This is a genomic window from Roseibium alexandrii DFL-11, assembly GCF_000158095.2.
Taxonomy (GTDB): Bacteria; Pseudomonadota; Alphaproteobacteria; order Rhizobiales; family Stappiaceae; genus Roseibium; species Roseibium alexandrii.
This window is the reverse complement of sequence record NZ_CM011002.1, coordinates 964,338-986,179: the sequence shown is the minus strand read 5'-3', so window position 1 is coordinate 986,179 and position 21,842 is coordinate 964,338. Positions and strand designations below refer to the sequence as shown.

Here is a 21,842-nt window from a genome sequence, read left to right as displayed (position 1 = left end):
ACACCCACTCAGTCCGCCTCGCTAGCCGCAGCCCGGCCCGGTACGATGCGCTGCGCTCCGCGTTGTCCGCGCAAAACCTGCCAAACGGCACGTGCGCTTGCCTTGGCCGAAATGGCCGTCATGTTCGGAACGATATTGCCGTTTTCCGCAATATGAAAACCGATCCTGCGCCGGGCCATGGCACGCACGGTGAAGAAGGTAAAGGTCATCCCGAGCAGTGTGCCGGCAATGACGTCACTTGGGTAATGTGCACCCGCCATCACCCTGGAGAATGCCAGCCAGAACGCACTGACAACGATCAGCCACCGGTAAGCCGGGAAGATGAAATAAAGCGCGGTCGCAAGGGCGGCGACTGTTGTGGAATGGCCGGACGGAAAGCTCGTGAATTTGCCGTGAAAAGCAAGGAAATCAAAATGAACTGGGCCGAATTCCTCGTATAACTTCGGACGCGCGCGCCCAAGGCTCCACTTGATGATCAGTACCACAATCCCGGACGCTGCGACCGTGTAGAAGACAAATGCCGCATAGGTGAAGACGGCACCGATGGCCATTCTTATCCGGAAGGCGTACCGACCAGCATCGAGTGCCAGCAGAAAGAGACAGGGAACGCCAGTTGAAATCAGAATCCAGTCCGCCTTACCCAGGTCTGTGAAGGAGCGGAAGGCCGTCCGGTATTCGTTCGGTAGAGAGTTCAGCCAAGGATACGTCGGTGCATCAAAGGCAACGACCGCGACACCCACCGTCAAAAGAAGAACAGCAAGTATATCTTGTGGCCGCTGGCCCGGTGGCAATGTCCGCAATTGCGCGGTACCGCGCTCCTTACGGTTGGAATAAAGGATCATGGCGCGCCGGGCATTGCCGCGCATCCGTTCCAGCACCCATTTTATCCGACTATTGCTGCTCATTGCCGCCTTGTGTGTCTGTTGCGTTTGCGGCCGACTGATAGAGCGCAATATCGACATCATCACCGCCGTTGATATTCAGGCCGTCTACCCTTTTTCGCACCACGGGGACAAGTCCCTTCTCCTTGGCTACGGCCAGAAACGCTTCTTCATGGCGGCTCTCGATCGCTGCGATCCGGCAAACACCACTCTCCCGCGGCTGTTCCTGAGCGAGGAACTCGGCGGCTTCAGCCTCCGGCACGATCTTGGTGTTTGTCCCTTCCAGGAAAATGAAGCTTGGCTCATGGAAACCAGTCGTAACCACCTGACGTGTATCCCGGTTTGCACATCCCGGTATCTCGTCCATCGCGGTCACAAGGCGCGGACTAACCCAGATCGTAGTCAGTGCCGGTCCTGAAAAACCCCATACACCGATGGCAACGCAAATTGCGGTCAGCGTAGTAGCTGGCAGAGCATAGAGCGCCGGTCCACGCAGCAGGCGGCTTGCGGCAAAGACCGCAAACACAGCGCCAATCCCGGTGACTATCGCCCCTGGAGGGGACGGCCAGGTACCGAGCGCAAACGGGCCTCCGAAGGCTGCGGCCGCAATTCCTATGGCCGGCACCGCCAATAAACCCGCCGCCACCCAGCGCAGCCATCTGGCTGATTGGGACCCGGCGCCTTCAATCAGCGCGGCCGCCACGGGCAAAATAAGAGCGGGCATCAAAGGCATTGTGTAATGAGGCAGCTTCGTCGCAACGAGTTCAAAAACCACCCAGCTCGGGAAGAACCAGCAAGCTGCGAAGATCACCAAAGGGCTTTTCCGCTCGCGCCACATCATCGGCAAAGCAAGCAGGAAGAATGCTGGAAGCGGCCAAAACACGCCAAACATGGCGCCGAGATGGGTTAGCGGCGGGGCCCCATGCCCCTCCTGCCCCTCAGAGACTTTTCCGAGCAGATCCTTGCCGATCGCTTCGGTAAAGAATGTGCCGTCCGTAGCGATCCAGATGGCGACGAACCAAGGCAGCACCAGCAAGAAGAACCAGATGAACCCGGCCAGCGGGACGGCCCCTTTGAACCAACTCAAATTGCGGCCGGTGATTATCAGGCCAACAACGGTGAACCCGACGACCATCGGGCCAACAGGTCCCTTGACCAAGACACTTGCCGCAAGCGCGGTCCAGAACACGAAAGCAAGGCCCCAGGCCCTGTCGGAGCTGTTCCTCAACCAGAGCCGCGCCAGGGCGCCCTGAGCTATAACAATCGTTGCAAAAAGGGTGGCATCGGTTTTCGCAAGACGCGCTTCAACACCAAGGATGATGGCAAGAACGACAAAGCCGCCGGCAACGAGCGCTCCTGAGGGGCCCATGAACGCTCTTGCCAACCAGAAAACCGCCAGAACGCTCAATGTCGCGCCAATGATGGAGGGCAAGCGATACACCCAAAGCGGTGCAGACGCATCATGCCCGGTAAGTTTGACTGCCGCCGCTTGCAGCCAATAAATGCCAACCGGCTTCTTGTGGCGGGCCTGATCCTGGAACCGTATGTCGACATAGTCGCCGGTTTCGAGCATTTGCTTGGTCGCTTGCGTGAAACGCGGCTCATCGCGGTCCAGCGGCGGCACAGTCCACTGACCCGGAACGAACAAAACAAGCGCTAAGGCGAGCAACAGGAGCGGTGCGGTCACATCATGGCCGAAGATGCGCAGCCACATGGGCTTTTTCATTTGACTTCCGGACTTCTCCGGATTCTGCTCCGGTTGCGCACTGCCTGCTGCTGCCGATTGCGTTTCTGCCATTACGACCCGATTCCGCGAGGATCAAATGGGCTTGATCCCAGCCTTTCAAAAAGAATGTGTGTGCATCTCCTACATGAGCTTTTTGAAAAGGGAAACACTGCTTGCACCCAAACTCTGTGAAGCTATCGTCATGGGGACGATTCCTCGCAATATTCAGTTGGCGATTATATGGCACTCATTGCACATATTACCGATTTGCATCTTCGTCCGCGCGGACTTGCCTGCTACCGTGTCTCCGATACCAACATGCTGGCAGAACGGGCGATTCTGGCCTTGAATGGCCTGACGCCACGCCCGGACGCAGTAGTTCTGACCGGAGACCTCACGGACAAGAGCGATCCTCGGGAATATGCGCTTGCCCGGCAGATCCTGTCGCGGCTCGCCATGCCGGTTTTCATGATCCCCGGCAATCACGACGGCAGCGCCGATATGCGGCGCGAGATGTCCGGGTTTCCGGGAATGGATGGCGATGTGGATGGCAAGCTCTGCTACACCGCCGAAATTGGTGATGTCCGGCTTATCGCGCTTGATACCAACATCCCCGGCAAACCGAATGGCGAACTCGGAACACCGCAACTGAACTGGCTTTCCGACCGTCTCTCGGACGACAACCGACCAACGCTCATCGCCCTCCACCATCCGCCTGCCCTCAGCGGTATTCAGCACATGGATGCAATCGGCCTGAATGATGCCAATGCGCTCGCAGAGGTGATCGGTCCGCACAAGCACATTCAGCGGCTGCTTTGCGGTCATTTGCACCGCCCCATCATCGCGGAGTTCGCGGGCAAGATCATGACTCTCGCCCCCAGCACGGGCCACCAGGTCGTCTTGGATTTGACCGAAGATGGGCCGCCGATGTTCAATTTCGAACCGCCCGCTTATTTCCTCCATCACCATACGCTGCAAGCCGGCACGGTGACCCATATGGCTTATGTCGAAGCCTATCCGGGACCACATCACTTCTTTGCCGATGAGGGGGTTTCCTGGCCCGGGGACGACGCGTGACAATGGTTTTTGGCAGTCAGATAAACAGAGCTATCTTGAGCCTACGCACCCTGCCGTTGATCTTGCTCCTTGCGTTCTTGGCAGGCTGCGGTGCGCTGCCTGGCGGTCAAGGCGAATTGGAAGACCCGCCGATCTTTACAGATGTCGATGTCAGCACATCTTCTCTGATGTCGATGGTGAATGCCTATCGCGCACAGAATGGTCTTCCGGCATTGCGTCACGATCCGGCGCTTGATGGTGTCTCTCAAGATATGGCGCGGCACATTGCCAAACGCGACAGCATGGACACCTGGCAGCATAGCGCTTTCGGCCTTTCCCAACGGCTCGACAAGGCGCGGTACCCAAATTACGCAGCTGCGGAGAATCTTGGTGCCGGTTATGCGGATCTGCCTGCTGCTTTCCGCGGCTGGCAAGGTTCCGAAGGCCACAACAAGAACTTGCTCAACCCGTATGTGACGCGTGTTGGCATTGCCCGCACCAATCGCAGCAATGGAAAATGGCGGAATTTCTGGGTCATGACGCTGGCGCGGCCGCAAGCCGACGGCCGGCCGGTCCCCGTCAACTAAACACACCTGTTATAGGACAACACATATTTTTAGCCGATCAAAACGGGAAGGAACGCCCAGCGAAGACCTCTTCCCGTTCAGGCTCAGTGCGCAACCCGCGCTCGACCACGCCTTGAAAAAGCCGGTCTTTCCCAAACCTTGGCTGCCAAGTGCACAATTCGGGTGAGAACAGTTTGATGCAAGGCACACCAAGATCCGGACGTGTCGCATCAAACTCCCAAACTGTAATTCCCTTTTCCCTCAAAGCCTCCAACAACCCATCAAGAGAAAAGGCCTTGTCTTCAAAACATGCCCCCTTTTCCGATTTTTCTCCAAGCGGCCAATCATCCAGGATCGACTTCTCGCGGGCATAGCGAAGCTGGATTGGAATTCTGCTGCCTTGCGCATGCTGGGGATCTGAATACGCAGCCTCCATCGCAGACAACGAGATTTCTCCCTGCAGCATTTCGGTGATCGCTCCAAACATCGCGGATCCGATATCCCATTCGGCACAAGCACCGAACGCTGCCGCAAAACCATCGCCGCGGTGTGAAATGGCAACGGCCACATGGACCGGGAGATCGGTTTCAACCCTGCAAATCGTTGTCTTTCGAATGCGTTGGGAAAGATACTTCCTCAAGTCGTCAGAAATTTTTTCACGCAAAACCGGCTCCGGTACCAGTGTTATCCCCAAGCGGTTGTACCAGGCCTGAGCCACTGCATCGCGCTCTGCGAGCTCCAAAGCAGCCCGCTCCCGCGCGCCCTCCAAATCAGACCAGACTGCACACCCGACTGTTGACGAAACGCCTACCGTGAGACCCTTTTCGAGAACAACTTCTCCAAAAAGCGCCGCGAATGCAGGTAGCCGCGCCACAGACCCGTTTAACAAATCGCTCACGCGAATAAACCGATTACTTAACTTGCTCCAATCAATCAAAGACCCGCGGGACCCGCACCTCAACTCCGTTCGCTTGCGAAGCAAATCGCTCATCTGGGCCTCACTAAATCCCAGTATGGAAGCAAGCTCTGCTTGATACTCCCCCTTCGTTACAGCAACAACCCGCGGATCATCGTGCCCAAGAGAACAAAGGGTTAATCTTTCCGCAACCTCCCCAACACAACTAATAGCTGCACCTACTTTCGTATTTGCTTGCCCACCGGCGGCAAAGGATCCAGTCGCATTTTTGGCACGCTGCTCATCAGAGTTATGAGGCGTAACAACAGCGGTACAAAAGTGGATTGGACAGCCTGGAAAAGAGACAGGCACCAGGCGAACGCGGCCGGTTTGCAAAACCGGCGCAAACAGCCGGAGAGCTTGCGCGGCATCCGGATTGGCCGGCTTCACATCCCTTCCCGTTTGCATGACCAGACCGGCACTCGCAAGCCCATTCAAAACCTCCGACTTAAAGCGATGCATATCTCCCCCAAACACAAAGACACCCTTTGACTAAAGCATTCCTTAGAATGCATTCAAGTATATATTTTCATCAACTTACCCATCAGAAATTGCGAAGCGGTAGCATTTGCGTTTTTTCATTGTTTTACGAATTTATTGATGCATTAATTTTACACAGGATCAAGTAGTCGCAAGATATTGTTACTTATAATATCGATATAACGTGATTACGTTCCAGACTTGGGGCCTTTATTACTTTTGCCGCCGAAAAAATTGAAAAACATACAACCGAATAACCTGGAGGCTTAGCATGCACACTTTTTCAACTAACGATCGCGACCTGGCCATTGGTTCGAAACTTGGTGAAATCATCCAGAACTCAACAGAACGCGCCAAGTTTGCGGAAAACCCGGAAGCCGCGCTGTCGGAGCTCGGCTTGGCAACAGATGTCAAAATCTATGCCGACACCGCAGACAAGGTGCATCTGGTCATCCCGGAAAAGATTGATGAGGCCCGCGTTGCAGCAGGTGATGAAACTTATTTCGAAGAGCTTGGCCGCTTGGCACTGGCTAACTGTCACTATGAAGAAATGCCGGATTGATTGAACCGCAACCAATCCCGCAAAAGCGGCCGGAGGCCACCAACTCCGGCCGCGCACATTCTATCGGATAGGCAAAATGGCGCGTTTTCCATATTATCAAAAAAATATTCGCAAGCTCGGCGAAGTTCTTGCACGGGCCAGAACCGACCAGGACTTTCGTCAGAAATTCATGGCTAATCCGGAATCGGTTCTGAAGGAAGTTGAACTACCTTCGTCCGTTCAGCATTTGATGAATTTCGAGGTAATCGACGGGTCAAATCACAAAGCTGTTGTTCTGCCATACCGGTTAAATCAATCGAAGCTTAATAGTATAGACAGTGAATATGTGAGAGGCCTCGCCAATTCGTTCCCCCGAGTCAACTGACTGAGGTCGGATCACCGAGCAAGAAACGTTTCACCATTTGGACCCCTTTTTCATAATTGGCACGTGTTTTAGGTTCCCAAAAAAAATTTAGCCGATCCATGAAACGGTCCGTGCCATCTTCCAAATACTTGTTTCCATAAGTATCACGCGTCCGCCGCAGAAGATCTACGGCTTCACGCTCTCTACCGCCCCCTATGAGCGCCGCAACACGTACCGTCAAGCCAGTAAGATTGTTGTACGCGGCCCTCTCGATCATCCGGTTAGCATTTTCATAGTCTTCGGCAGCAAAATAGACATGAGAGTAATATTCATAAAACATTCTTGGCACTGACGAGAATATTTTCATCGCGTTTTCAGCGTATTCCAAAGCCTGCCCAACATTCCCGGAGAATGCTAAACCTTCAGCGACCGACATCATATTGATCGGATCCACCGAGTTCAGACGGCCGGCCTGGAGAAATGCCCGACTAGCCTGATCAGGCATCCCGGCATGAATCAAGGCCCAACCGTGCGCTCTCTGATTGATTGGCTGCCAAGCATCAAGGGATACTGCGCGCTCAGTTAACATGCGGATCTCATCAATGCTTAGACTTGCAGCATCATCCCTAGCGGCATAGTATACCAAATTCTTTAATGCGATCAGAGCTCTAGCTGAATAGATCATGGAGAAAGCACTGTGCTGACGCTCTATCTCGGAGAGCAACTCAAGTGCTTTTGCATCTGATCGTTGATTGAACTCGATCATAAAATTTTCTGCCTGGCACCATTTACCGTAGACAGTGTTATTGTTCGGCCGCCTGAGCTTTACTTGCGAATACAAATGTATCCTGTTGACGATCTGAGACGCCGCGACCTGAATTGAATCCCATTTACCTGGATCGACAATCTCACTGAAAACAATGCGGCCATCATTTCGATCCTCAAACTGGATTGAAACATTTCCGCTGCGTTCATTATGCTGAAATCGCAACAAATAGCTGCCAAGTTCGTCCGATTGAAGCATGGATAGGCTGGGGCCTTCCTCACTACCAAAATATTCAGACTGATAGAGGTCAAAAGCTCGATAAGCTGAGAGGCCAGCAGTAATCTCTTCTTCCAGATGGAGACCGTCCAGGTGTTTTTTTGTCTCCTCGCGACCGGCAATTACCGAAACGCTCGGCAGGCGGACTGAATCGTTTCCAACGCCATTCCCAAACTGAAAACTGACACTTACCTTTCTCCCATCCCGCCCAACACTCTTGTCTAGGCCGCTGTCCATGGAACTGGAAGGCTTGTTGTCGTTTTCGGAAAGAATGCGCAGCAAATCCCGGGTTTCCTGTTCCGGCACGCCGTCCAGCTCCTTCAGCTCGCGCTCACAGGCGCGCAACTGCTGTTCAGCACGCTCCGGTTGGCCGCGGTTCAAATAGATCCGGATCAGCGCGCGGTGGGCCGGTTCAAAGGCGGGATCCATATGCAGAAGGAAGTGGGCGGCAGCTTCCGCCCCGGGCGTGGCAGCTGCAACAATTGCTCCGGAAAGGTGTTTCAGTGTGGCATCAATCACCTCATCCCGGATTCGCTGACGCTCGATCAACAGCCAATCCGTAAAGACGGGGTCAATGTCTTCAAAACCGGCCAAATAATCGCCGCGCCACAACGCCCGCGCAGCTTCGAAATCCGGTGAATCAGATGCATTGAGGTGTTCAAGAAGGTGTACCAGATCGGTTGGCAGGCTTCCCGCCGCTATATGGATGTGCCCGCCTTCAGATTTGACCACATCGAGGCCAGCCGTTTTTTCTGCTGTTTTCAACTGTTTCAAGGCCTGACGCAGTGACTGCATGCCCTTGTGCCCTGCCGCACTGCTCCAAAGAAGATCGGCGACAGCTTCGCGGGATGCACTCAAGTCACTGATACGGCTGACATAACCGAGGATGGCAAGCGCTTTGCGGGTTTTGGTCGCGACAGGATCGCCGTCTGCTCCCATGAGCATCGGCCGCCCGAGACCCGCAAAGTGTGGAACTGGGATTGTCACCTTACAATTTCCTTCACTCACGTCATTTTTGACAGCGGCCACACAACCCAGAATGCAACGCTGCGTGAAATACACGAAGACTTTATCACGCTCGTTTCACGCTTCAACAACAACATGGCGATCTTGAAAGGCTTCCAGAGTGCAGGAATCCTCCAAAAGACAGCAACACTGGTGGGTGGTATTATGTCTCAATCCAACGTTAAAACAGATCCAAAACTTGATCAGGAACCTCCCGTAGAGGCCATCAAGCGTATGATCCGCTATACGCAAAAGGAAGCTGACAAAGACGGTCGGACCTTTTGCTCATATTTCCTCGATATGGCGCTTCAATCCCTTGAAGACGGCAGCGAAGATCTCGACACCATGCTGAAGTCCAAGGTTACACCTTTGATGGTCAATCAAACCAGCACCGGCACCTGAAACACTGGCCGCATTGCCATTTTGGCGGCAGCGGTCCTGTTCCTAACAGGATCGCAGCTTGTCCAGCTTCACTACAACGCTCCAAAGACTGACCGGGACACGGGCTCCCGGTCTTTTTTATTTCAAAGGTAGAGACCGGTTTATGGGACTTCTGTGCGGCCGAATGCTGGCTCGAGCCGGATTTGAAGTTCATAACAGTGTGATTTTTACGACTGAAGACGACCGCTCCCTGGCACGGTCTTAGCTGCGATATCTAAACGCGAGCCGGTCCAACAGCTTCATACCTTTGAGAAATTACATTTGCAGAAAAAGTGGCGACCCCGGCAGGATTCGAACCTGCGACCATTCGCTTAGAAGGCGAGTGCTCTATCCAGCTGAGCTACGGGGCCGTGAGCTAGCGATTGCTGAACCCTTTGTGCGGCAAAGCCGCCAATCCTGTCGACATCAAAACAATCATTTCAACAATCATTTTGTTTGACAACAGGGACATCACTTTCCGCTTAGTGCGTCCAGGGCGCGACGCGGTCGAACTTGAAATTGTCAGCGTACGCGGCACCGCGCACCACACGCGCCTGCGACTTCTCAACACGGTATGGGATGCCCTGGCGTTTTGCATAAGCCACGGCGTCTTCTTGGCTTTCGAACACCATGCGCACTTGCTGCTTCATATCCGAAGACGATGTGTAGCCCATCAAAGGTTCGACGGATTTGGCAACCTCCGGTTCGAAATCCAGAACCCATCTCTGCGTTTTGGCCTTACCCGATTGCGTTGCCGTTTTTGCCGGCTGGTAAATGCGCGCGACCATAGGTCTTATCCTGTGCTCATTTTGACATGTGACAAATCTCAAATCAGCTTGTTCCCTCCTTTGATCCGGAAGTCAATATCTGCAGTCGACCTGTTCTGGTTTCATGCGCCAAATTGCACTGCACCAAGAGCAAACCCATGTTTCTGATAGCAACAGATTGCCGCAACAAAGATTCCAGTCAGAAATGACGCATCGCAGCAATACTGAATTAACGATGTGAAAGAAATCGGAGAACTAGCCGCGTTGTAACATGGCGCAAGAACACAACCTGTGATATTATTTTAACTGGAATGAAAAAGTTACGAGTGCATTCTGCCGTTAAGTTCTGCCATCCAATAATTAGGCAATTAAGAACACCGGCAAAAAATGGTGTCCGGGACGCGAAAGGCTGAACCGCCACCCAATAACAGGAAAGCAAGTCATGCAACATCACTTTCAGAACCTGTTTGGTTTTAAGAGCGATGACCAGATTTCTTTTGATCTGCCCGAAACACGGCGCCTGAATCCGGTTGGATTGCGCGCTGACATTGACGCTGCAAACCTCAGCGAAATGTGGAACATGATTTTAACGCTCGACTACGCTGTTCAAGACGTTTCCGATCTCCCGCCCGAGAAACAGGAAGAGTTCTTGAACGTCATGTCTTTGTTGTTAACGGCGTTCAATCGGTAAGACGAAACGAAAAGGGTATCGTAATACTGTGCTGACACGTCCGGCATCTACATTCACAGAGCTTGGGACCAAGGTTATAGAACAAGGCCTTGCAGACCCGAAACTGTCTGAATTCTATGAAGCAATTCAATCCGCGTCGCACCAGGCCACACCAGGCACGCTCAAACCTTACATCAATTATTTGAGCTTGTGTTCCGACAAGGTTTCAGACTTGGCGCCTCCTCCGATTTTCTATGTTGGACGCGAATCCAGTCAACGGCTGCTGTTCGGCGATCAGTGGGCCACCCCGGAAGCCGTCGGCGGTCCGGCATCCGGATTGCGGACACCTGATGCGGAATTGGAAAAGGCTTCTGCAGATGCCTATAAGGCGGCGCTCAATATTCGGCCTTATTACGGTTATGCACGCACACTGATCTCACTTGACGGCGAGACATACGAAATCGCGTTCGAAAGGCTGATTGTCGGCATCAGACCTGCACCAGCGGCGAGCTATCAGATATGCGCCTACTACGGCGTTATTCAGGATCTGCAACGCCGCCGGTAGCTGCAATCGTCCGTGCGAGGCCGATAAGGTCGTTGCGGGTGGAATACACCAGCCAATCATCCGGCCGGATGTGGCCGGGGGGAAGCTCCCAATGAGTACCGCGGGGCACAAACCGCCGGTACCCGACCCGGATACCAAACCCTTTTTCAGCTGCAGATGCGGCCATCAGTCCGTAGAGATAGTCAGGCGACCATTTCAAAAGTGCCACAAGAAAGCCAAGTTGGGTCAAAGGCTCAGCAAGGCCTTTGCCGCGGACATCCCGGCGCAGCCACAAATTGCCATGGTAGACAATCTTGCCCCGAAGAAAATATGCATCATGGGCATGGTCGTTGCCGAAACGCGCTTGCGGATTTGGATCAACAAAAATCCGCCGTTGCTGTTGCTGCCAGTGTTCTGCGAGGCTCCGGTCCTGGAGATCCTCAACCTTTGCAGCCTGCACGGAAACGACATTTCCTCGTTCGTCATACGCACCGATCCAAAAAGCCGTTGAACCGTGGAGATCGAAAAACCGGGGCGAAAAGTCCTCCATCAGATACTTGTCTTCAGTCTTCCGGATGGTCTCTTCGAAAAGACCAAAATCGCTGCTTTCCCTAACAGTCAGACCGACGTCCATGATTAGCGCTTTTACAACGGCGGTCGCCGCGGCCACCTCCAAAGTCGTTTGGTGTTTTTGATCGCTAAACATCTTGCCCTGCTTGGCCCAGGCAAAAGCGGTACCGCCGCTTTTCTCCCGCCCCTTATCAAGGGTGGGACACGGCTGCGGGATGCACAAGAAAAAGAACACAACTTCCCCGATTTCCTCAGAGTGGCAGCTGTGATCAGACCAAAATTCAGACAAACGAAGGGTTTGCTGGTTAGCCGGCAGAATACTTTTTATAGAGAGAAGAAATGGTCGGGGCAGCAAGATTCGAACTTGCGACCCTCTGGTCCCAAACCAGATGCGCTACCAGGCTGCGCTATACCCCGACGGCTGGTTTGGGCGGTGTATCCGCGTTTGCTTCGTTCGTCAAGTAGCGAAAGTCACGCCCTGAGCTCATGCTTGTGGACAGTCAATTTCAGAACAGTGATGCGCTTCCAGAGACACGGTCTTCGTCAGGCGTCGTTCAGTCCCATCGATCCGGCAACAACTTCGTCTCCCGGTTTGATGCCGAGCTTGGCGGCAATTCCTGCATTGAGCTCAAGAACGAATTTTGCCGGCGCGCCGGACGGGATGACTTTTTCCGAATAAGGCGTGGTGTCCGCGGCAATGCTGACGATCTTCCCATCAGAGGAAATAAAAATGATATCGAGCGGCAGCGGTGTGTTTTTCATCCAGAAATGGCGCTCGAATTCGCCATCAAATATGAACAGCATGCCGTGCTCTGCCGCCATTTCTTCCCGGAACATCAGCCCTTTTGCCCGCTGCGTATCCGTGGAAGCCACTTCCACCGTAAACCGATGTTCGTTCACGCCGGAAATGACGGTCAGCTGCTCGGTCGGAAGCGTTTGACTGTTCCCGGCAAACGAGCCGTTGCTCACGGCGCTCAAAAGGATGGCAAAGCTCAAACACAATGCCAGGGCAACGGATCGGGGCAAGTGGTACGCGTTCATGAGAACTCCGGTTGCGACAGGTTCTATCGAGATACACCATTAAAAAAGGCCGGAACATGTCCGGCCGTAAACTGTGATGCGCCCTGTCTCAATGAGACGCTGGGATATGCGTGCCGCTTCCAACCGGCCGGATCTCGGCGGCCATACGTCCTTTCGGACCGGTACCGAAGCGCACAAGCACCTCTTGGCCTGGCCGCAGTTCGGTAATGCCATAGCGTCGGAGCGTCTCCATGTGAATGAAGATGTCTTCGGTCCCCTCACCTTGTGTTAGGAAGCCAAAGCCCTTCACACGGTTGAACCACTTGACGGTCGCGGTCTCGAAGCCTGTCTCAGGGACCACCTGTACGTGGGTCCGCGAGGGCGGCAATTGAGACGGGTGAACGGCCGTGCTCTCATCCATGGAAAGGATGCGAAACGCCTGAAGCCCGCGCGGCCGGTCCAATACCTCGCACACTACGCGTGCACCTTCATAAGCGGTTTGGAAACCGTCCCGCCTCAGGCATGTCACGTGAAGCAGAATGTCTGTCTCGCCACTGTCCGGTACGATAAAGCCGTAGCCCTTACCGACGTCGAACCATTTAATCGTTCCGGCAACCTCGAATACATCAACGGCAACATCTTCCGTCAGGTCTTCGAGTGCGCGGGGATCCCGTGCGGCTTTAACCCCCATAATCAAATGTCCCGTCTTTGGTGCACATCTACCAGCTTCGGGCCCGATAACGACGCACCCACCAGCTGATTCCTAACAAAAGGATAACACCGCACATTTTGCCGCAAAGAAAAATTAACAGACTAACCACAGACCATTTCAGCGATTTACGCCGGTTTCATAAGAAAATTTGCGAAAGTCGCCGCTAGTGGCGTTCGCAAGATGGCTTTAGCGATCGAATCGATCGGCGTTTCTTCGCGGTTGAGAATCACCAGGTCCGCACCGCTGCTGGCTGCGATGACGGGCAATTGCGCAGCGGGGTGCACCACAAGGGAAGACCCGAGTACAAGAAAAATATCACAAGACTGGCATGCGTCCACCGCCCGTTCCATTTCCTTTTCCGGCATCGTCTGACCGAAACTGATGACCGCAGCTTTCAAAAGTCCGCCACACGCCGTGCAGCGCGGACTGCCCCCAGCCTCGACAGCGGCTTTCTGGTTATCCAGGGCGGCCTCACGGCCACACTCCAGGCAGGTGGCATAGGTGGAATTGCCATGCAGCTCGATCAGTTTATCCGCTGAAACACCCGATCGTTGATGCAATCCGTCGACATTTTGCGTGATCAAAGTGGACAACTGTCCTTTTTCGCTGAGACTGCTCAGCGCAAGATGCGCGGGGTTCGGTTCTGCGGCTGAAAAAAAAGCCTGCATTTCGAACCGGCGGTCCCAGTCCTCAAGACGGCTCTCTTCAAAAGCCAGAAAATCCTGATATTGAACAGGAGCACGTTGAGACCAAATACCACCGGGTGACCTGAAATCAGGGATCCCGGAATCAGTTGAGATGCCCGCGCCCGTCAACGCGACGATGGATCCAGTGGGCATTTCGGCGAAAGACGACACATATTCCTGCGCTTCGGCCAGTTCGGTGATGATCTTCATGAGCCGGTCCGTTGCTCCATCAAATTTAAAACGCTGCTAAAGAGGGTAAGACATGCGTTATTTGCACACCATGGTTCGTGTTTCCAATTTGGAAGACTCGCTCGATTTTTATTGCAACAAAATGGGCATGACCGAAACCCGCCGCTATGAAAGCGAACAGGGCCGGTTCACTCTTGTGTTCCTTGCAAGCTCTGATGACGTTGAAAGCGCGAAGGAAAACGCCCGTCCGGTTCTGGAACTTACCTATAACTGGGATCCGGAAGAATACACCGGCGGCCGCAACTTTGGTCACCTCGCGTATGAAGTCGACAACATTTATGAGTTTTGCGAGGCTTTGCAGAGCAAAGGTGTGACCATCAATCGCCCGCCGCGCGACGGCCGCATGGCATTTGTTCGCTCCCCGGACAACATCTCTTTCGAGCTTCTGCAAAAAGGCCAGGCCCTTGAAATCAGGGAACCCTGGGCGTCCATGGGCAACACTGGCGAGTGGTGATCCGGCTAAAGGTATCCCCGCCGAGCTCAGACAAATGATTTCCGGCTGATCGCTGGTTTTCAACAAGCACAGGCCCGAGTTTCCGGGCCTGTGAAATTTTCTCCAAAAGGCACTTGCGGGCCAATCATTTCCCGCCTATAAGCCTCCCCACGACGCAACCGCGTCGACCGCGCGCCCATCGTCTAGCGGTCTAGGACGCCGCCCTTTCACGGCGGAAACACGGGTTCGAGTCCCGTTGGGCGTGCCATCTTTTCAAAAACCTCTGGCATATTTTAACCTCCGCTTTCCATGCGAGCACTTAAGCGTGGCCAATTTACTTGGCTCCGTCTATAATCGTTATCGATTTGGGGCAAACGAAATTGGCGGAATTGCTGGGCTCATTCCAGCCTCTGACAGCAAACCTGTCTTTTCCGGCCTCTTGTGACACACATTACAATCTAATAGCGCGTCTGCAGGTATTATGAGTTCAAAGACGAACGAATATCTGAACAAGATCGGATCAACCGACCGGCGACACCAGATCGATGAAAGGACATGGAGATGTTCAAACACTTGATCGCCGTGCTTGTAATTGCATTGGCAGGCACCTCACCTGCGTTGGCGAAACGCGTTGCGCTTGTACTCGGCAATGGCGCCTATGAACACACAGTCGCACTGCCAAACCCGGCCAATGATGCCGAAGTGATGGCCGGAAAACTCCGCGGCCTTGGTTTCGACGTTGTGTCCGGCATGGACCAAACCTATTCGGACATGCGCCGGACTGTCATGGAATTCGCAAAGAAGGCATATGGTGCCGACATTGCCGTCCTCTTTTATGCAGGCCACGGCATGCAGATCGCCGGCCAAAACCTTCTGATCCCGGTTGACGCCAGAATCGAAGACGAGACCTCAATCGATTTTGAGACAATCTCGGTCGACTTCATAATGCGCCAGATGTCGAAAGACGTGAAAGTGCAGATGGTGTTCCTTGACGCTTGCCGTGACAACCCGCTGGCCCGCACTCTGGCCCGCCGCATGGGGCCGAGCCGGTCCGGCAGTGTCGGGACAGGCCTTGCAGAGATCAAGGTTCAGGAGACCGGCGGTGAAGGCTCTGTGATTGCATTTTCAACCAGCCCGGGCGACGTGGCCCTCGATGGCGAAGGCAGCAACTCGCCGTTTACATCCGCTTTGATCCGTCACATCGACACACCGAACGCTTCCATTCAGACTGTCATGACCCGGGTCACTGGTGATGTTTATGACGCAACTGAAAAGCGTCAGCGCCCGTGGGTGAATGCCTCTTTGATTGGAGAGGTATTCCTGAACAAACAGGCTGATGCTGATTCTCAGCAAGTTGCGAGCCTCGGTGACACAGCCAAAACGGCACCGCAGGCGACAGCTCCGGCGGCCTCTGCCGCAGCGACCCAGTCCACGATCGCCTGGGAACGGGAGAAGCTGGTTTGGAACACCGTGAAGGAAAGCGACACGATTGCCGACTATGAAGCCTATCTGTCGGCCTATCCGGAAGGGACTTTCAAGAACTTCGCGCGGAACGCGATCAAACGCCTTCAGTCTGGAACGCAGGTTGCGTCCCGGAACTCGACAGCAGCTGACCAAGCAACAGAGACTGGTGTCGCGACGACTGCGACCAATCTTCCGGATCCGAAAAAATTGGTTGCAGGCACTGCGGATACCGAAGCGTCGATCGGCTGGAACCGCACGGCACGCCGCGAAGTCCAAACCCGGTTGAACCTCACCGGCAACAATGTCGGCCGCCCGGATGGTGCCTTCGGCCCAAAAACCCGCGCCGGTATCACTACCTGGCAGACCCAGAACGGGTTGGTTCCGAGTGGATACTTCACAGCTGCCCAGTATGTGCTGCTGACGTCTCAGACCGAGGCTCAATACGCAGCCTATGTGGCCGAAGTGAACCGCAAGCGGGCGGCAGCAGCTGCTGCCAAGAAAACCCGCAGCAGTACCACACGGGCCAACACGGCAACCAACCGTAATCAGAACACCCGCCAGCAAAACAATAACAACAACGGTGGCAACACCGCAGGCGCAGCGTTCATGGGCGGTGTTGTTGGCGGCATCATAGGTGGAGCGATCGGCAGCAGGTACTGACAGATCGCGTAAGCCCCGCTTGTCGGGACACTGAACAAGACATAAAAGGCCGGTCAAAAACCGGCCTTTTTTCGCATCAAGTGGTCCGGACAACAGATCAAATTGCCCGGCCAAAAGCGCTGGGTCTCCGAACCTTTAGAGCAATGCGTATGCTTTAGCTGCCTCCGGGGAGCGCTACTGGACAGAACCTCCGCCCCTAAATCGCGAACAACCTGGCAGCAACTTGGTTTCAGGTGATTAGAAAGAAGGTATCAACGCCTCAAAGACTAATTTGAGACTTTGAACAAGTTGACCGGTGGTGCCGATGCATCGCCGCCCGGTACTGACGGTGTTTCGCCCTCCATGAACACGGCAGGGTCATCGACCGTGAAAACATGAGTGTCATGGCTGAGGCCGCGCAATCTGCCGCTCCAGATGCTTTTGACGGGATATCCATCTTGCAAATTGCTAGCGACCGGGTCGCTGAACGCCAGCCGAACCTTTCGGTCTTTCGCAACGCTTTCAATCCGGCTGGCCGTGTTGACGGTGGTGCCCATAACCGTGAAGGAGCGCCGGTGTTCTCCGCCAATGTCTCCGACAAGCACAGGACCGGCATTCAAGGCAATGCGGAGATCGAGGCTGCTCTGGCCTGTCTCTTTTCGGATCTCATCCAGCAGGGCTATGATCTCACGAGAAGCATCGACGGCCGCTTGTTCAGGGTTTTCGACCGTGTTCGGCGCATTCCAGACAGCCATGATGGCATCGCCAATGTATTTATCGATGTAACCGCCATGCTCGGTAATGACCTGACCGATCATATCAAAACACGTGTTGACCACCCGAACCACCTCGTGATCGGGCAGTTTTTCGGACATCTTCGTAAATCCGACGATGTCGAGAAACGCCACGACCACGTGGCGCGTTTCACCTCCAAGGGCTGGAAGTTCCTCGGAATCCGCCATTTGCTTGATCACATCCTCGGACAGATAGTGACCGAACAGGTTGACCAGGGATCGTTGCCGCCGCTGCAAAACGCCAACCTTACCAATCGCGGCCACAATCATGGAAGTTACCACAGCCACAGGCGCAACACCCGGCGCAATCAGATAGCCCGATTGCAATCCAATGAGACTGATGCCGAACGCAACTGAAATTCCGGCAACGGCCACCACTGGCAAAACCGGGAGCGGCAAAAGCAGGCCAGCGACCGTCCCGCCAATTGCAAAGGCGAGTGCCAGGATCACTAACGTGCCAGTCGGCGGATCCAGGGCAATGCGGCCCGACAAAGCCGCCCCGACCATATCGGCTAAAACAAAAACCCCGGCAGTCGCATGCCGGACTCCTGGACGGCCACTCTTACCCGTTTCAGCAATCGCAGCATTCAGTTGCGGTAAAAACCGGTCAGAATATAGATGCTCATCCTCATTTGGCATGGTGCTGCCAAACAGGATAACCCGGTCTTGAGAAAACGCCTTGATGGCCTCGCGCCCTGCTTCTGTTTCGGTCAGCGCCAGCAAATCAATCAAGGACAGGTAGGGTATCGATGACGCAAGCCGATGCTCCGGGATCATCGTGTAGCTTGTCGAAACGGAGGCTTCCGCGCTCGCCAACAAGGCATCAATCAATAAAGGAGAATCTATGAGCGGAAGCTCTGGCGTATGCCGGCGGACAACGCCATCCGTATCAGGTGAAACTTCGGCAAAGCGGACCCCGGACGTGCCGGCAGCGGCGGAAATAGCACGGTGCGGCACGCCTGTACTGGTGCGGGACACAAAGACCTTACCGCGGTTTTGATAGAGAAACCTGAGGAACGGCCGGTCAAAACCACGCAAGCGCTCCTCGCCCGTGTTGGGGTCAGCAAATGAGTCAGCACTAAATGCAAAAACGAAATCATAGCCGACGCCCGCCGCGCCAGCGTCAAGAACCGCCTGCCCTGCTGTTGCCAATACTGGGCTCATGAAAACACGAGGGACTGTCGCCAGCCGGTCGGAATTCAGAGACACCTGATCAAGCCCGACAACGGCCACCGGTGCTCTTTCGCTTTTGTTTTCTGAAGACAACAGAGACTTGGCTTGAAAAAGCCGATCTACAAACCAGCCTTCCCAAATGGCGTTTTGGGCGCCGAGACCGAGGATCGTTCCGGCTGCAAGTGCCAGAAACGCGATTACTACAGTCAGCCGTTTGCGGCCAAGTAAATGGACTGAAAACGGACGCCCCGCTGTCATTTTACAACTACGACAGCCGTCTTCCGTCCAACAGTCGCCGGATCGATCGTAAACTCCCGCATGACAACTTCACCATCGGCCGTGCTGCTCTGCAAAAAGAGCTGCACGTCGATCTTGTCGGTCTCCTCATCCCGGACCGGCATATCGGTCAAGACATTCTCACCGAGTTCGAACCGTTTCGGTTCACCACCTTCAAAGGACACGAACACACTGTCATATTCGGTCTTCAGCTGGTCGTCGAAACGGAGCATCAACGAGGCTGCTGTTTTGTTGGCCGCCTTTATGCTGCGAAGTGTGACGGTCAGGCCCTTGTCGGCAGTGTCCGGATCCGTTCCGCTTTCCGCCTGCAGGCAATTGCCTGCCCTCAGTTCCTTTTCTTCTCCCCCATCGACTTCGTATCCGGTGGACGTGAAGACTACACGGCCGGCGGTAATCCTCACCTCGCGGCAGGCGCTGTAGTCTAGAAGGTCAATGTGTCCGGAATTGCCGAGCTCAACCACATCTCCGGCAGAGAGTTCACTGAATGCTGGAAAAGCGACAGCCTTTGACTTGTCCAAGACGAGGGCCAATGGCTCGGCAAAACCAGCGCCAGAACTAGCCACAATACCGGCCGCGGCCAAACCAGCTGCCAAGGATTTCGGATAGAGCGAGAAGATGCCAAACGCGGTCTTCATGACGGTCTCCTGAAAAATCACGCACAACACGGCGCAGGATCGCAGCCGTTTGTTTGGATGGATTATAGCACCGGACGGCGCCAGACATGTGGTCTTGGTCACAAAAACACCAAACCGGCTGCAACATCAGGAAATTACTTAGTAAAATTGAGACCGGATTTCTATCATTTCACGGCAGTTGCCGGCTGAATGCCTATTTTAAGCCCTGATCGACTCGTTTTATGGTCTTGTCAGTCCAACAAACGCGCACGCTTCGGAGGCACCATGGCTGTCCAATTGAACATAAGAAACTTGAACGCCGAGGATATCCAGACCGCAATCGACTGGGCCGCGCACGAAGGCTGGAACCCGGGTCATGAAGATGGCTTGACGTTTTTGGAGGCGGATCATTCCGGTTTTTTCGCTGGCGAAATCGATGGGGAACTTGTCACAGTCATCTCCGGTGTTCGTTACGGCGATGGTTTCGGGTTCATCGGCCTTTTTATCACGCACCCGGATCACCGCGCCAAAGGGCATGGGCAATTGATCTGGGATCACGCCATGACCTATCTTGACGGTCGAACAGTTGGCCTGGATGCGGTGAAAGAACAAACGCCGCGCTACGCAAAGCATGGATTTAAACCCGTCTACCGGAATGTGCGCTACGCCGGCATTTCAGCGTGCGACACCCCGATGGATGCCCGGCTCACACCGCTCGGCCAAGGCCTGTTTCCGTCGATCCGGGACTATGACCGCCCGTTTTTCCCCGATGAGCGAACAGAGTTCCTAAAACTCTGGACCGCAACCACATCAAAAACTCGTCGAGGTTTCGCTTTTGTCGAAAACGGCGAAGTTCAAGGATTTGGTGTTCTGCGTCAGTGTCTGGAAGGGTTCAAAATCGGGCCACTGTTCGCCGACACCCCGGAAATCGCGGACGCTTTGTTCCGCACGCTCGCCGGTCAAGTGAAAGGCCAGCCACTCATACTGGACATCCCGGAGCCGAACGCGGCAGCCCTCTTGCTTGCCGAGAAACACGAGATGTCACCGGAATTCGAAACGTTCAGGATGTATAAGGGACCTGCTCCTGATCTGCCGCTTGATCAGACATTCGGAATCACGACATTTGAACTCGGATAAATCTATTTGCTTGCCGTCTTGTAGGCGAGCATGGCGCCCGCAAGATCTTCCAGAGCTGCCCCGACAGATTTGAAGAAGGTCACCGCATCATCGGACTGTCGGCCTGGATGGGTGCCTCGGCACAGGTCGTAAAGGTCTGCCTTGACGTCCTCTGCTCTGATCACTCCAGCTTGAAGGGGCTGGACCACGTCCCCACCCTCCACCAGGCAGCCGTCGCGGGTATCGACATAGAGATCGGCGCGTTGGACCAGATCGTCGTCGCTTTCGCGCATGGAGGGCTTGAACGCACCCACCAAATCGACATGAGCGCCCGGTTTGACGAGGGCACCCTTGATAAGCGGTTCGTTGGAAAGTGTCGCCGCGCTAATGATATCCGCCTTGCCGAGAACATCCTCCAGATGACCGGCAACAGTCACTGAAACCGGATAGGTTGCACCAACATGGCGGGCAAGGTCAGCTGCCTTTTCCTTCGAACGGCCCCAAATTGTCACCTGCTTGATCGGCCGAACCGCCATGTGCGCGGCCACAAGATTTGGGGCAAGGCGGCCAGTTCCGACAATCAGCAAATGACCAGCGTCTTCCCGGGCGAGATATTTGGCTGCTAGCGCGGATGCAGCCGCCGTCCGCCGGGCTGTCAGCTCGCCCCCGTCAATCAGAGCCAGCATTTCGCCGGTCTTGGCGGAAGACAGAAGATACTGCGCCGCGACCGCGGGCAATCCACGCGCAGAGTTTCCAGGCATGACGTTGACCACCTTCACACCCGCGTATTCACCCGGCACCCACGCCGGCATCAAGAGCATGGTCGCGTCCGGTTCTCCCGACATTTCCATGTCGTGGTGGTGACGGGTCGGCATCACGCATCCAGACCGGAAAATTTCCTCCAACGCATCGATAAGAGCTGGGAACGGCAGAGCGTGGCGGGTTTGGTCTTCAGAAAGGAGCAGCATAGGCAACCGGAATCAAGGGATGAAGAATAGAAGATGCACCCACCAAATCATATTTGCGGCGACAGTCCAACCGTCGCTTGGCCCAAGTCC

21 protein-coding genes and 3 tRNA genes are annotated in these 21,842 nt (G+C 54.6%); 10 read left to right on the top strand and 14 right to left on the bottom strand.

From position 1 onward, the window contains the following. Positions 1 to 8: 8 nt before the first annotated feature. Positions 9 to 905 (bottom strand): phosphatase PAP2 family protein, encoded by an 897-nt coding sequence (locus SADFL11_RS04630; protein ID WP_040450619.1) that lies wholly within the window; start codon positions 903 to 905, stop codon positions 9 to 11. Then, a complete protein-coding gene (locus tag SADFL11_RS04625) occupies positions 892 to 2,607 on the bottom strand; it encodes an ArnT family glycosyltransferase (protein WP_209002732.1) in 1,716 nt (571 codons plus the stop codon). The genes SADFL11_RS04630 and SADFL11_RS04625 overlap by 14 nt, the downstream gene beginning before the upstream one ends. A gap of 240 nt (positions 2,608 to 2,847) precedes the next feature. On the opposite strand from SADFL11_RS04625, the gene SADFL11_RS04620 reads away from it, so the two are divergent. Further along, the gene (locus SADFL11_RS04620; protein ID WP_008189770.1) at positions 2,848 to 3,684 is read left to right on the top strand and encodes a phosphodiesterase; all 837 of its coding nucleotides are present in this window, start codon (positions 2,848 to 2,850) and stop codon (positions 3,682 to 3,684) included. 35 nt (positions 3,685 to 3,719) lie between these two features. Beyond that, positions 3,720 to 4,250 carry a CAP domain-containing protein gene (locus SADFL11_RS04615; protein WP_209002730.1) on the top strand — a complete coding sequence of 177 codons (531 nt, stop codon included), beginning with the start codon at positions 3,720 to 3,722 and terminating at the stop codon, positions 4,248 to 4,250. 37 nt (positions 4,251 to 4,287) lie between these two features. Here SADFL11_RS04615 and SADFL11_RS04610 read toward each other — a convergent pair whose 3' ends face one another. Further along, positions 4,288 to 5,592 (bottom strand): YcaO-like family protein, encoded by a 1,305-nt coding sequence (locus tag SADFL11_RS04610; RefSeq protein WP_228198274.1) that lies wholly within the window; start codon positions 5,590 to 5,592, stop codon positions 4,288 to 4,290. A 343-nt stretch (positions 5,593 to 5,935) separates the two neighbouring features. On the opposite strand from SADFL11_RS04610, the gene SADFL11_RS04605 reads away from it, so the two are divergent. Beyond that, on the top strand, positions 5,936 to 6,226 hold the full coding sequence (locus SADFL11_RS04605; RefSeq protein ID WP_008195573.1) for a hypothetical protein: 291 nt from the start codon (positions 5,936 to 5,938) through the stop codon (positions 6,224 to 6,226). A gap of 356 nt (positions 6,227 to 6,582) precedes the next feature. On the opposite strand, the gene SADFL11_RS04600 is transcribed toward SADFL11_RS04605, so the two are convergent. Beyond that, on the bottom strand, positions 6,583 to 8,550 hold the full coding sequence (locus SADFL11_RS04600; protein WP_167578952.1) for an AfsR/SARP family transcriptional regulator: 1,968 nt from the start codon (positions 8,548 to 8,550) through the stop codon (positions 6,583 to 6,585). Between the two features lie 27 nt (positions 8,551 to 8,577). On the opposite strand from SADFL11_RS04600, the gene SADFL11_RS25410 reads away from it, so the two are divergent. Next, positions 8,578 to 9,018, top strand: coding sequence for a hypothetical protein (locus SADFL11_RS25410; protein WP_008194459.1), 441 nt, complete (start codon positions 8,578 to 8,580; stop codon positions 9,016 to 9,018). 312 nt (positions 9,019 to 9,330) lie between these two features. Here SADFL11_RS25410 and SADFL11_RS04590 read toward each other — a convergent pair. After that, a tRNA-Arg gene (locus SADFL11_RS04590) sits at positions 9,331 to 9,407 on the bottom strand. 111 nt (positions 9,408 to 9,518) lie between these two features. Beyond that, positions 9,519 to 9,824 (bottom strand): ETC complex I subunit, encoded by a 306-nt coding sequence (locus SADFL11_RS04585; protein WP_008190698.1) that lies wholly within the window; start codon positions 9,822 to 9,824, stop codon positions 9,519 to 9,521. 421 nt (positions 9,825 to 10,245) lie between these two features. On the opposite strand from SADFL11_RS04585, the gene SADFL11_RS04580 reads away from it, so the two are divergent. Together SADFL11_RS04580 and SADFL11_RS04575 are read left to right on the top strand one after the other, a co-directional pair. After that, entirely contained in the window at positions 10,246 to 10,494 is a 249-nt protein-coding gene (locus SADFL11_RS04580; RefSeq protein WP_008191602.1) for a hypothetical protein, read from the top strand. Positions 10,495 to 10,522: 28 nt separating this feature from the next. Beyond that, entirely contained in the window at positions 10,523 to 11,038 is a 516-nt protein-coding gene (locus SADFL11_RS04575) for a hypothetical protein (RefSeq protein WP_040450629.1), read from the top strand. Here the strand turns inward: SADFL11_RS04575 and SADFL11_RS04570 are convergent. The 5 genes from SADFL11_RS04570 to SADFL11_RS04550 all read right to left on the bottom strand — a co-directional run bounded on the left by SADFL11_RS04570 (position 11,010) and on the right by SADFL11_RS04550 (position 14,215). Beyond that, on the bottom strand, positions 11,010 to 11,723 hold the full coding sequence (locus tag SADFL11_RS04570) for a hypothetical protein (protein ID WP_040452090.1): 714 nt from the start codon (positions 11,721 to 11,723) through the stop codon (positions 11,010 to 11,012). The genes SADFL11_RS04575 and SADFL11_RS04570 overlap by 29 nt on opposite strands. Before the next feature lie 204 nt (positions 11,724 to 11,927). Beyond that, positions 11,928 to 12,004: transfer RNA gene (locus SADFL11_RS04565), tRNA-Pro, on the bottom strand. A gap of 126 nt (positions 12,005 to 12,130) precedes the next feature. After that, positions 12,131 to 12,628: a DUF192 domain-containing protein gene (locus SADFL11_RS04560; protein WP_081450462.1), complete on the bottom strand. Its 498-nt coding sequence runs from the start codon at positions 12,626 to 12,628 to the stop codon at positions 12,131 to 12,133. An 88-nt stretch (positions 12,629 to 12,716) separates the two neighbouring features. After that, positions 12,717 to 13,298: a cold-shock protein gene (locus SADFL11_RS04555; RefSeq protein WP_008195514.1), complete on the bottom strand. Its 582-nt coding sequence runs from the start codon at positions 13,296 to 13,298 to the stop codon at positions 12,717 to 12,719. 146 nt (positions 13,299 to 13,444) lie between these two features. Then, the gene (locus SADFL11_RS04550; RefSeq protein WP_008195747.1) at positions 13,445 to 14,215 is read right to left on the bottom strand and encodes an SIR2 family NAD-dependent protein deacylase; all 771 of its coding nucleotides are present in this window, start codon (positions 14,213 to 14,215) and stop codon (positions 13,445 to 13,447) included. 52 nt (positions 14,216 to 14,267) lie between these two features. Here SADFL11_RS04550 and SADFL11_RS04545 point away from each other — a divergent pair, with 52 nt between their 5' ends. The 3 genes from SADFL11_RS04545 to SADFL11_RS04535 all read left to right on the top strand — a co-directional run bounded on the left by SADFL11_RS04545 (position 14,268) and on the right by SADFL11_RS04535 (position 16,811). Further along, the gene (locus SADFL11_RS04545; protein WP_040450633.1) at positions 14,268 to 14,708 is read left to right on the top strand and encodes a VOC family protein; all 441 of its coding nucleotides are present in this window, start codon (positions 14,268 to 14,270) and stop codon (positions 14,706 to 14,708) included. 171 nt (positions 14,709 to 14,879) lie between these two features. Then, a tRNA-Glu gene (locus SADFL11_RS04540) sits at positions 14,880 to 14,955 on the top strand. A 293-nt stretch (positions 14,956 to 15,248) separates the two neighbouring features. After that, the gene (locus SADFL11_RS04535; protein WP_040450635.1) at positions 15,249 to 16,811 is read left to right on the top strand and encodes a caspase family protein; all 1,563 of its coding nucleotides are present in this window, start codon (positions 15,249 to 15,251) and stop codon (positions 16,809 to 16,811) included. A gap of 266 nt (positions 16,812 to 17,077) precedes the next feature. Here the strand turns inward: SADFL11_RS04535 and SADFL11_RS04530 are convergent, their stop codons facing one another. Together SADFL11_RS04530 and SADFL11_RS04525 are read right to left on the bottom strand one after the other, a co-directional pair. After that, positions 17,078 to 19,015: an adenylate/guanylate cyclase domain-containing protein gene (locus SADFL11_RS04530; protein WP_008194935.1), complete on the bottom strand. Its 1,938-nt coding sequence runs from the start codon at positions 19,013 to 19,015 to the stop codon at positions 17,078 to 17,080. Further along, positions 19,012 to 19,689, bottom strand: coding sequence for a hypothetical protein (locus tag SADFL11_RS04525; protein WP_209002728.1), 678 nt, complete (start codon positions 19,687 to 19,689; stop codon positions 19,012 to 19,014). Before SADFL11_RS04525 ends, SADFL11_RS04530 begins: the two co-directional genes overlap by 4 nt. A gap of 264 nt (positions 19,690 to 19,953) precedes the next feature. Here SADFL11_RS04525 and SADFL11_RS04520 point away from each other — a divergent pair, with 264 nt between their 5' ends. Next, positions 19,954 to 20,805 carry a GNAT family N-acetyltransferase gene (locus SADFL11_RS04520; protein ID WP_008190759.1) on the top strand — a complete coding sequence of 284 codons (852 nt, stop codon included), beginning with the start codon at positions 19,954 to 19,956 and terminating at the stop codon, positions 20,803 to 20,805. 2 nt (positions 20,806 to 20,807) lie between these two features. On the opposite strand, the gene lhpI is transcribed toward SADFL11_RS04520, so the two are convergent. After that, positions 20,808 to 21,752 carry a bifunctional Delta(1)-pyrroline-2-carboxylate/Delta(1)-piperideine-2-carboxylate reductase gene (gene lhpI / locus SADFL11_RS04515; RefSeq protein WP_008196581.1) on the bottom strand — a complete coding sequence of 315 codons (945 nt, stop codon included), beginning with the start codon at positions 21,750 to 21,752 and terminating at the stop codon, positions 20,808 to 20,810. Between the last annotated feature and the right edge of the window lie 90 nt (positions 21,753 to 21,842).

Coding starts and splice junctions, on each gene's coding strand:
- SADFL11_RS04630 (WP_040450619.1), bottom strand. CDS start 905: ATGAGCAGCAATAGTCGGATAAAATGGGTGCTGGAACGGATGCGCGGC.
- SADFL11_RS04625 (WP_209002732.1), bottom strand. CDS start 2,607: ATGAAAAAGCCCATGTGGCTGCGCATCTTCGGCCATGATGTGACCGCA.
- SADFL11_RS04620 (WP_008189770.1), top strand. CDS start 2,848: ATGGCACTCATTGCACATATTACCGATTTGCATCTTCGTCCGCGCGGA.
- SADFL11_RS04610 (WP_228198274.1), bottom strand. CDS start 5,592: ATGCAAACGGGAAGGGATGTGAAGCCGGCCAATCCGGATGCCGCGCAA.
- SADFL11_RS04605 (WP_008195573.1), top strand. CDS start 5,936: ATGCACACTTTTTCAACTAACGATCGCGACCTGGCCATTGGTTCGAAA.
- SADFL11_RS04600 (WP_167578952.1), bottom strand. CDS start 8,550: ATGGGAGCAGACGGCGATCCTGTCGCGACCAAAACCCGCAAAGCGCTT.
- SADFL11_RS04585 (WP_008190698.1), bottom strand. CDS start 9,824: ATGGTCGCGCGCATTTACCAGCCGGCAAAAACGGCAACGCAATCGGGT.
- SADFL11_RS04580 (WP_008191602.1), top strand. CDS start 10,246: ATGCAACATCACTTTCAGAACCTGTTTGGTTTTAAGAGCGATGACCAG.
- SADFL11_RS04570 (WP_040452090.1), bottom strand. CDS start 11,723: ATGTTTAGCGATCAAAAACACCAAACGACTTTGGAGGTGGCCGCGGCG.
- SADFL11_RS04560 (WP_081450462.1), bottom strand. CDS start 12,628: ATGAACGCGTACCACTTGCCCCGATCCGTTGCCCTGGCATTGTGTTTG.
- SADFL11_RS04555 (WP_008195514.1), bottom strand. CDS start 13,298: ATGGGGGTTAAAGCCGCACGGGATCCCCGCGCACTCGAAGACCTGACG.
- SADFL11_RS04550 (WP_008195747.1), bottom strand. CDS start 14,215: ATGAAGATCATCACCGAACTGGCCGAAGCGCAGGAATATGTGTCGTCT.
- SADFL11_RS04545 (WP_040450633.1), top strand. CDS start 14,268: ATGCGTTATTTGCACACCATGGTTCGTGTTTCCAATTTGGAAGACTCG.
- SADFL11_RS04535 (WP_040450635.1), top strand. CDS start 15,249: ATGTTCAAACACTTGATCGCCGTGCTTGTAATTGCATTGGCAGGCACC.
- SADFL11_RS04530 (WP_008194935.1), bottom strand. CDS start 19,015: ATGACAGCGGGGCGTCCGTTTTCAGTCCATTTACTTGGCCGCAAACGG.
- SADFL11_RS04525 (WP_209002728.1), bottom strand. CDS start 19,689: ATGAAGACCGCGTTTGGCATCTTCTCGCTCTATCCGAAATCCTTGGCA.
- SADFL11_RS04520 (WP_008190759.1), top strand. CDS start 19,954: ATGGCTGTCCAATTGAACATAAGAAACTTGAACGCCGAGGATATCCAG.
- lhpI (WP_008196581.1), bottom strand. CDS start 21,752: ATGCTGCTCCTTTCTGAAGACCAAACCCGCCACGCTCTGCCGTTCCCA.